We start from the raw sequence: 8,818 nt of genomic DNA on the forward strand, positions 1-8,818 counted from the left end.
TCCCGCCCCTTCCCGCCGCCGCGCCGCCGCGCTGGCAGCAGGCCTGGCGCGACGCCGTGCGCGATCCGCGCGAGCTGCTGGCACTGCTGGGCCTGGATCCGCAAGCGCTGGGCGTCTCCGAACAGGCTGCGACGCAGTTCGCGCTGCGCGTGCCGCGCAGCTTCGTCGCGCGCATGCGCCGGGGCGATCCGCACGACCCGCTGCTGCGCCAGGTGCTGCCGATCGACGACGAGCAGCGCGTGGTCGCCGGCTTCGCCCTGGATGCGGTCGGCGACGCCGCAGCCAAGAAGGCCGACGGCGTGATCCACAAATACCGCGGCCGCGCCCTGCTGGTGGCCACCGGCAGTTGCGCGGTGCACTGCCGCTACTGCTTCCGCCGGCATTTCCCATACGCCGACGAGACCGCCGCGCGCGATGGCTGGCGCACGGCGGTGGCGGCGATCGCCGCCGATCCCAGCATCGAGGAAGTGATCCTGTCCGGCGGCGATCCGCTGTCGCTGGCCACGCCGAAACTGGTCGAACTCACCGAGGCCCTGGCGACGCTGCCGCAGCTCAAACGCCTGCGCATCCACAGCCGCCTGCCGGTGGTGCTGCCCGAGCGTGTCGATGCGCCGCTGCTGGCCTGGCTGCGCGCGCTGCCGTGGCCGCTGGCGTTCGTGCTCCACGCCAACCACGCCAACGAATTCGATGCCGGCGTGGATGCCGCGCTGGCGCGCCTGCGCGAGGCCGGCGCACAGTTGCTCAACCAGGCGGTGCTGCTGCGCGGGGTCAACGACAGCGTCGAGGCGCTGGCCGCACTGAGCGAGCGCAGCTTCGCCGCCGGCGTGCTGCCCTACTACCTGCATCAGTTGGACCGGGTACAGGGCGTGGCCCATTTCGAAGTGGACGATGCCCGCGCCCTGGCCCTGCACCAGGCGCTGGCCGCACGCCTGTCCGGCTATCTGGTGCCCAAGCTGGTGCGCGAAATCCAAGGCGACAGCGGCAAACGCGCGCTGACGCCCTGACCTACCTGGCGAGCGCCGCAGGCGCGGCGCCGACCGGCCACGATGCCGCGCCCGCGCTCAGGCATCGGCGGGCGGCGCGTCCTCGTTGGCCAGCAGCTGGCGGAACTCCTCCGCACTGAGCGGGCGACTGAGCCAGAAGCCCTGCCCGAGTTCGCAGCCACGCTCGCGCAGCAGTTCGAACTGGGTCTCCTGCTCGATGCCTTCGGCGACCACGGTGATGTCCAGCGAATGCGCCATGGCGATGATCGCGGTGGTCAGCGCCAGATCGTCCGGGTCGCGCTGCAGGTCGGCGACGAAACTCTTGTCGATCTTGACGCCATCCACCGGCACCTGGCGCAGGTGGCTCAGGCCGGAGAAGCCGGTGCCGAAGTCGTCCAGCCAGACCTTGACGCCAGTGCGGTGCAGCCGCGCCAGCATGCTCGCCGCCTGCAGTTCGTCGCCGATCACCGCGGTCTCGGTCAGCTCCAGGTGCAGTTGCGCCGCCGGCAGCCCGGACTCGCGCAGGCACTCGGCCACCACTTCCGGCAGATCGCCGCTGCGCAACTGCCGCGGCGAGACATTGACCGAGACGAACAGGTCGCGGCTGCCGTCGGCGCGCCGCCACTGGGTGGCCTCGCTGCAGGCCGCGCGCAGCACCTTGGGGCCGATGCTTTCGATCAGCCCGCTCTGCTCGGCCACGTCGATGAACACCGTCGGCGAGATCGTCCCCATCGCCGGATGCTGCCAGCGCAGCAGCACTTCCACGCCGACCATGCGCCGGTCCTGGGTGCGGAAGATCGGCTGGTAGGCCAGCTTCAGTTCGTCGCGCTCCCAGGCGCCACGCAGTTCGTGCTCCATGTGCACGCGCCGCTCCACCGCATAGTCCATCGCGCGGCTGTAGAAACGGTGGCAGTTCTTGCCGGCGAGCTTGGCCTGGTACATGGCGATGTCGCCGTTCTTCAGCAGCGCCGAGGCATCCTCGGCATCGCCCGGATAGACGGTGATGCCGATCGAGGTGCCCATGAACACCTCGCGCCCCTGGATTCGCAGCGGCTCGCGCAGTTCCTGCACCAGTCGCTGCGCCAGCGCGGTGGCGACCTTGGCCGCCTGCGCATCCTCGACCAGGATCACGAACTCGTCGCCGCCGAAGCGTGCCAGCAGCGCGTCGTCGCCGCCCAGCTGCTGCACCGCCAGCTGGATGCGCCGCGCGAACTGCAGCAGGGCTTCGTCGCCGGCCTCGTGGCCCAGGGTGTCGTTGATCCGCTTGAAGTCGTCGATGTCGGCGAACAGCAGCGCCAGCCGGCGCTGCGAGGCCCGCGCGGACAGCATGCGATGGTCCAGCGCCTCGCGGAACGCGAGCCGGTTGGTCAGCCCGGTCAACGCATCGGTGTAGGCCATGTGGCGCACGTCGCGGTCGTGCCGGGCGATCGCCTCGCTCATGCGCCCGAACGCGCGCAGCAGTTCGCTGACCTCGTCGTGGCGGCCGCTGTCGCGACGCTCCACCGCATAGTTGCCGGCCTCGATCTGGCGTGCGGTGGCGGCCATCCAGCGCAATGGTGCCACCAGCGTGCGCTGCACGTAGACCGTCACCATCGCCGCGGTCAGACCGAGGGCGGCCAGCAACAGCAGCAGCCAGCCGAGATGGCGCTTGCCCAGGGCGCCCAGGCGCTGGTCGAGGTTCTGCCCGGCCTTGCGCTCGTACTCCTGCGCCCGCGTCCAGGACATGCCCACGCGCACCCCGCCCACGCGCTGGTCGCCGATCATGATCGGCATCGACACGTCGAGGAACTCCGGCGACTCCTGCGCCAGCAGGCCGCGGGCGCGGATCGCGGCATCGGCCATCGGCCCGCGCATGCGCTGGCCGTAGCCGAGCAGGTCCTCGCTGCCGTCGTGGATCAGCCGCCCGTCGGCGTCGTAGACCAGCACGTAGGCCACCGCGACATAGCCCAGCGCCCCGCGTACCTGCGTGCCGATCGCATCCAGGTCGGAGTAGTACACCGGGTTGGCCAGCGAATCGGCCAGTTGCCGTGCCAGCGATTCGCCGCGGGTGCGCATGCTGCTGTCGAACAGGCTGTGGATGGCATTGCCGCTGAGCGTGCGCACCTCCCGCTGCATCGCTGCCTGGCGTTCCAGCAGCAGCGCCAGGATCGCCATCACCAGCAGCGCAGCAACGCCCATGGCCAGCAGGAACCTGGCCTGCAACCCGAAACGCATGGTCTTCATTCCACTTCCAGCCTCACCCGCGCCACGCCGGCGCGCAGGGTGTCCAGGCGCTTCTGCGACGCCGGATCGATCGGGTAGAAGCCGGAGGTCCCGAAGAACTGGCGCAGCGCCGCGCGCCCCTGCGGGTCGTCGGCGGCGTGCAGCAGGACCTCGCGCAAGCGCGTCTCCACCTCGGTCGGCAGGTCGCTGCGGACCATCTCGATCGCACGCGGATACGGCTCGCTGCGGTAGATCACCCGGAAATCGCGGCGGAACGCCGCCGGAATGCGTCGTTCGTCGTCCCAATCGAGATTGCTGAACGCCCCGGCATCCACCAGGTGCTTGTGCACGAAGGCGGCGATGTTGAGTTCCGAGCGCGCGAACACATAGCCGACCGTTTCCGCCGAGGGCTGGTCCTTGCTCGAGAGCAGGATCTCCGGGTGCAGGCCGTGCTCGAACAGCGTCATCATCGGCACCATGTAGGCGCTGGTGGACAGCGTGCTCTGCAGGGCCAGGGTACGCCCCTGCAGATCCGCCAGGTCGTGCACGGGCCCGTCGCGGCGCACGAAAAACACGGTGTGGTACTCGCGCACGCCGTTGCGCTCGGTCAGCAGCAGCGGCTTGGCGCCGCCGCGCTGCTCCAGTGCCATCGCGGTGGCGGCGGTCTCGGTGACCCAGTCGATCCGGCCACGACGCAGATAACTGCTCATCTGCTGGCTGTCGCGCGCCATCAGGATCTGCCCGGACGTGATGCCGACCTCGCGCATGCGCGGCACCACGTAGTCCAGCAGCGGCTTGAGTTGCTCGTAATGGGCCTTGGGATTGTCGCTGATGCGCCCCAGCACCAGGACCGAGGGCCGCGCGTGCACGGACGCGGGCCAGCAGATCGCCAGCGCCAGCCACACCACGACCACCCGCCAACGCGAACTGGACAAACCACGATCCCCAAGTAGACCTTGCAAAGCCTAGCCGAAAGCGCATGCCGGTGACAGCGTCACAGAATGGCGCCTGCCGCGCGCGCACTCCGCCTCGGCGCGCGCCTTCCCGCGCGTGCCGCGATGGACGCCTCCGCGCCTTGTCCGGCTTTAGTTTCCGGCCTGTCCGGCGAGCCGCGCCATGCGCTGCGCATCGGACAGCACGCCGCGCAACAGGCGCACTTCCTGCTCGGTCAGTTCGGTGCGCAGGAACAGCCGGCGCAGCTTGCGCATCGCCGAATCGGGCGCACGCCCCTTGTGGAAATCGATGTCGTCCAGGGTCTCGGCCAACTGCCCGAACAGCCCTTCCACCTGCGCGTGACTGGCCGGGGCCTCGCGGAAGCCCGGTGCCGGCGCGGGCGCAGGGGCGGCACCGCGCAGCTGCGCCAGGCGCAGTTCGTAGGCCAGCACCTGCACCGCCGCGGCCAGATTGAGCGAGCTGAACGCCGGATCGGAGGGAATGTGCACGGCCGCGTGGCACAGCTGCAGTTCCTCGTTGGTCAGGCCGGTGCGCTCGCGGCCGAACACCAGCGCCACCTCCGCCGGTTCGGCGCTCACGGCGGTCAGGCGCTGCGCGGCATCGGCCGGCAGCAGTTCTTCCAGCGACACGCGGCGGCTGCGCGCGGTGCAGCCCAGCACCAGCCGGCAATCGGCCACCGCGTCGGCCAGCGCCGGCAGCACCGGCGCCTGCTGCAGCAGGTCCTCGGCCCCGGCCGAACGCCGATAGGCCTCGGTCTCCAGTTCGCATTCCGGTGCCACCAGCACCAGCCGCGACAGCCCCATGGTCTTCATCGCGCGCGCCGCCGCGCCGATGTTGCCGGGATGCTGGGTCCCGACCAGGACGAAGCGGATACGGAGGGAATCGGTCATGGCGGCACGGCAGGCGAAGCGAACGGGGGCGTAGATGGTAAACTGTGCGGCCGGCCTTGGCGCCGGACTGCTCTTTTCCTCCTCCAGACCCACCTCCGCCTTCTCGGGAGCGCTTGCCATGCAAAAACCCGCCGTCACCGTCATGGTCAAGGCCGCCCGCCTCGCCGGCAACGTGCTGTTGCGCCACATCAATCGTCTCGAGGCACTGAACGTGGTGCAGAAGGACCGCATGGACTACGCCAGCGAAGTCGATGCCGATGCGGAGAAGGTGATCGTCAAGGAGTTGCGCCGCGCCTACCCCGATTACGGCGTGATGGGCGAGGAAAGCGGCGTGCAGGGCGGCGGCCGCTACATGTGGGTGATCGATCCGCTCGACGGCACCAGCAACTACCTGCGCGGCTTCCCGCACTACTGCGTGTCGATCGCCCTGGTCGAGAACGGCGAGCCGGTCGACGCGGTGATCTTCGATCCGCTCCGCAACGAGCTGTTCACCGCCAGCCGCGGCAATGGCGCCGTGCTCAACGATCGCCGCATCCGCGTCAGCGAGCGCAAGGAACTCAATGGCGCCATGGTCCACACCGGCTTCGCGCCACGCGAGCGCAAGCGCGCCAGTCCCCAGCTCAAGTGCGTGGACGCGCTGCTGGTGCAGGCCGAGGACATCCGCCGCACCGGCTCGGCGGCGCTGGATCTGGCCTATGTCGCCTGCGGCCGCAGCGACGCCTACTTCGAGGCCGGGGTGAAGGCCTGGGACATCGCCGCCGGCGTGCTGCTGGTGCGCGAGGCCGGCGGCCGCGTCACCGACTTCAAGGGCGGCACCCTGGGCCGCATCGACGACCGCGGCCCGCAGCAGTTCCAGGTGGTGGCCGGCAACCTCAAGGTCGGCGATGCGCTGCAGAAGCTGATCGTCAACACCGGCTTCGCCGGGGAGTTCGACGCGAAGTTCTGAGCGGCCGCGCCCGGCAACTGGCCGGCGCCGACACTTCAGCACAAAAAAAGCCGCGCACTTGCGCGGCTTTTTTTGTGCTCGGCATGCGCGGATCGCACGATCACGCGGCCTCGGCGAACGTCATGCACGGCAACGATCCTGCTCTGCAAAGGCGACTCAAATTCCGGGGTTCCACCTGAGCGAGGGGTGCGGCACAGCGCCCCACCTCACACCAAGCTCACGCCTTGCACGCTGCGCGCTTCACCCCTGCTTGATCTGCGCCTGCGTAGAAGACAGCGCACGACGCGCTTTACGCAACCGCCACGGCCTGTGCGATGCGCATGACGCGATCGGCGAAACCACCCTAAAGATCCCGGGAACGCCGCCGATACCGATGCGGGCCTTTGCCCGAACTTCCCCCGCTGATCCGCGCCTGCGTTGCCGCCCCTGCGGCAATGGAGCCGGTAGCGCCCGCTCTCTCGCCTCTTCCGGAGATCTCGCGTGTCCTTCCATCATCTCACCGTCACCAAGCGCCTGGCAATCGGCTTCTGCGGCGTGATCGCCATGTTGTTGCTGGTCGGCATCACCAGCCTGATCGGCTTTCGCAAGTTCACCAGCGCCGCAGCCCTGGATGCCCATACCTACAAGGTCATCACCCTCGGCGACCGGATGCTGGTGAGCCTGCTCAACATCGAGAGCGGCGCACGCGGCTTCGGCCTGACCCGCGACCCGTCCTATCTGGCGCCCTTCGAGCTGGGCGAGCGCGAGTTCCGTGCGCAGTGGCAGGAGTCCAAGCAACTGACCAGCGACAACGCCGCGCAGCAGGCGCGCCTGCAGACGCTGATGCAGGACTACCAGCAGTTCATTGCGACCCAGCGCAAGGCGCTGGATCATTTGCGCGCGACCGCCGCCGACAGCGACGACGCGAAGCTGGAAGCGTTCAATACCACCGGCAAGCACCAGATGGACGGATTGCGCGCCACCATCGGCCAGTACGAAGATGCCGAACGCGCCCTGCTGCAGGTGCGCAAGGCCGAGAGCGAGGCGCGCGCGCAGTCGGGCGAATGGACCAGCATCGGCGGCCTGCTGATCGGCATCGTCGCCGCGATCCTGCTCGGCCTGCTGGTCCGCAACAGCCTGATGCGCCAGCTCGGTGGCGAGCCAGCCTACGCGGCCGACGTGGTGCGCCGCATCGCCAGCGGCGACCTGTCGCAGGACGTGCGCCTGCGCACGCAGGCACCGTCGCTGCTCAACGACATGCGGCAGATGCAGGAGGAACTGCGCACGGTGATCCAGGCGCAGACCGAGATGGCCCGGCAGCATGCCGCCGGCCAGATCAGCTTCCGCATGGACGAAGCGCGCTTCCCGGGCGACTACGGGCGCATGGTGCGCGATACCAATGCGTTGGTGCACAGCCATATTTCGGTCAAGCGGCGGCTGATCACGCTGATGGGCGAGTACGCCGAAGGCGACCTCAGCCGCGACCTGGAACAGTTCCCGGGCGAGATGGCGATCCTGACCGAGACCATGGCCAAGGTGAAACGCAACCTCGGCGCGATCAACCACGAGATCGACCTGCTGGTGCGTGCCGCCGCGCAGGGCGACTTCTCCCGCCGCGGCGAGGAGCAGCGCTTCCACCACGCCTTCCGCGGCATGGTCGCCAATCTCAACACGATGATGACCGGCACCGAGACCAATCTGGCGGCACTGTCGCAGCTGTTGCGGGCGATCGCCGCCGGCGACCTGACCCAGACCATGCAGGGCGACTTCCACGGCGTGTTCGCGCGGATGCGCGACGACGCCAACGCCACCGTCGCGCAGCTGACCGACATGGTCGGCCGCATCCAGCAGGCTGCGGCGAGCATCGACACCGCTGCGGGCGAGATCGCCAGCGGCAACGACGACTTGTCGCGCCGCACCGAGCAGCAGGCCGCCAGCCTGGAAGAGACCGCCGCGTCGATGGAGGAACTGACCGCCACGGTGAAGCAGAACGCCGAACATGCGCGCCAGGCCAACCAGCTCGCCGCCGGTGCCGCCTCGGTGGCCTCGCAGGGCGGCACGGTGGTCGGCCAGGTGGTCACCACCATGGACGGCATCGAAGCGGCATCCAAGAAGATCGCCGACATCATCGGCGTCATCGACGGCATCGCCTTCCAGACCAACATCCTGGCCTTGAACGCCGCAGTCGAAGCCGCGCGCGCCGGGGAACAGGGCCGAGGCTTCGCCGTGGTCGCCAGCGAGGTGCGTACCCTCGCCCAGCGCTCGGCCAGCGCGGCCAAGGAAATCAAGGCGCTGATCGACGACTCGGTCGAACGCGTGAGCGCGGGGTCGGCGCTGGTCGCCCAGGCCGGTACCACGATGCAGGACATCGTGGCCTCGGTGCAGCGCGTCACCGACATCATGGGCGAGATCGCTGCGGCCTCGCAGGAGCAGTCGGCCGGCATCGAACAGGTCAACCACACTGTCACCCAGATGGACGAGACCACCCAGCAGAACGCGGCCCTGGTCGAGGAAGCCACCGCCGCGGCACGCTCGATGGAACAGCAGGCCGGCGACCTGGTGGAGATCGTCGGCCAGTTCCAGGTGCGCAGCGAGACCTACCCGACGGTGGCGCACCTGGTCGCCCGCGCCACCGCCAACGCGGCGTAGGTCGGACGCGCCGCGCGGCACGCACGCCACGGAGGGACGGGCCGTCATTGCTGGCCCCGTCCCATCATGCGGGCACGCGCCGACATTGCCGTAGATACCGTCTTACCCCCTAGCAGGCAAGGGCCCTTTTCGGGTCGAACGCGGTGCCCGATTTGAGGACGCCGTAGGCGAGGTGCAGGAGCTTACGCATGGCAGCACACACGATTTGCTTGCCG

The 8,818-nt window shown here is 69.3% G+C and carries 6 protein-coding genes and 1 pseudogene; 3 read left to right on the plus strand and 4 right to left on the minus strand.

The features are described 5' to 3' along the window. On the plus strand, positions 1-1,004 hold a 1,004-nt coding region (gene epmB / locus ACP93_RS20530; protein WP_048492513.1), incomplete at its 5' end, for an EF-P beta-lysylation protein EpmB. A gap of 57 nt (positions 1,005-1,061) precedes the next feature. Here the strand turns inward: epmB and ACP93_RS20535 are convergent. From ACP93_RS20535 to ACP93_RS20545, 3 genes are all read right to left on the minus strand, one after another. Next, complete coding sequence (locus tag ACP93_RS20535; RefSeq protein WP_048492514.1) at positions 1,062-3,206, minus strand: putative bifunctional diguanylate cyclase/phosphodiesterase; 2,145 nt, start codon at positions 3,204-3,206, stop codon at positions 1,062-1,064. Continuing rightward, positions 3,203-4,093: a phosphate/phosphite/phosphonate ABC transporter substrate-binding protein gene (locus ACP93_RS20540; protein WP_048492517.1), complete on the minus strand. Its 891-nt coding sequence runs from the start codon at positions 4,091-4,093 to the stop codon at positions 3,203-3,205. Before ACP93_RS20540 ends, ACP93_RS20535 begins: the two co-directional genes overlap by 4 nt. Before the next feature lie 177 nt (positions 4,094-4,270). Further along, the gene (locus tag ACP93_RS20545) at positions 4,271-5,029 is read right to left on the minus strand and encodes an RNA methyltransferase (RefSeq protein WP_048492515.1); all 759 of its coding nucleotides are present in this window, start codon (positions 5,027-5,029) and stop codon (positions 4,271-4,273) included. Positions 5,030-5,147: 118 nt separating this feature from the next. Between ACP93_RS20545 and ACP93_RS20550 the strand changes: the two genes are divergently transcribed. Both ACP93_RS20550 and ACP93_RS20555 read left to right on the plus strand, forming a co-directional pair. Further along, positions 5,148-5,975: an inositol monophosphatase family protein gene (locus tag ACP93_RS20550; protein ID WP_048492516.1), complete on the plus strand. Its 828-nt coding sequence runs from the start codon at positions 5,148-5,150 to the stop codon at positions 5,973-5,975. A gap of 480 nt (positions 5,976-6,455) precedes the next feature. Further along, positions 6,456-8,603, plus strand: coding sequence for a methyl-accepting chemotaxis protein (locus ACP93_RS20555; RefSeq protein WP_053069808.1), 2,148 nt, complete (start codon positions 6,456-6,458; stop codon positions 8,601-8,603). A gap of 109 nt (positions 8,604-8,712) precedes the next feature. Here the strand turns inward: ACP93_RS20555 and ACP93_RS22395 are convergent. Further along, positions 8,713-8,818, minus strand: a pseudogene (locus ACP93_RS22395) (IS110 family transposase); the annotation flags it as partial.

Origin of the sequence: Xanthomonas sp. NCPPB 1128, from assembly GCF_001043115.1 — a bacterium.
Taxonomy (GTDB): domain Bacteria; phylum Pseudomonadota; class Gammaproteobacteria; order Xanthomonadales; family Xanthomonadaceae; genus Xanthomonas_A.

Bases quoted from the DNA above. Each gene is read 5' to 3' on its own strand.
- ACP93_RS20535 (WP_048492514.1), bottom strand. From the start codon at position 3,206: ATGAAGACCATGCGTTTCGGGTTGCAGGCCAGGTTCCTGCTGGCCATG.
- ACP93_RS20545 (WP_048492515.1), bottom strand. From the start codon at position 5,029: ATGACCGATTCCCTCCGTATCCGCTTCGTCCTGGTCGGGACCCAGCAT.
- ACP93_RS20550 (WP_048492516.1), top strand. From the start codon at position 5,148: ATGCAAAAACCCGCCGTCACCGTCATGGTCAAGGCCGCCCGCCTCGCC.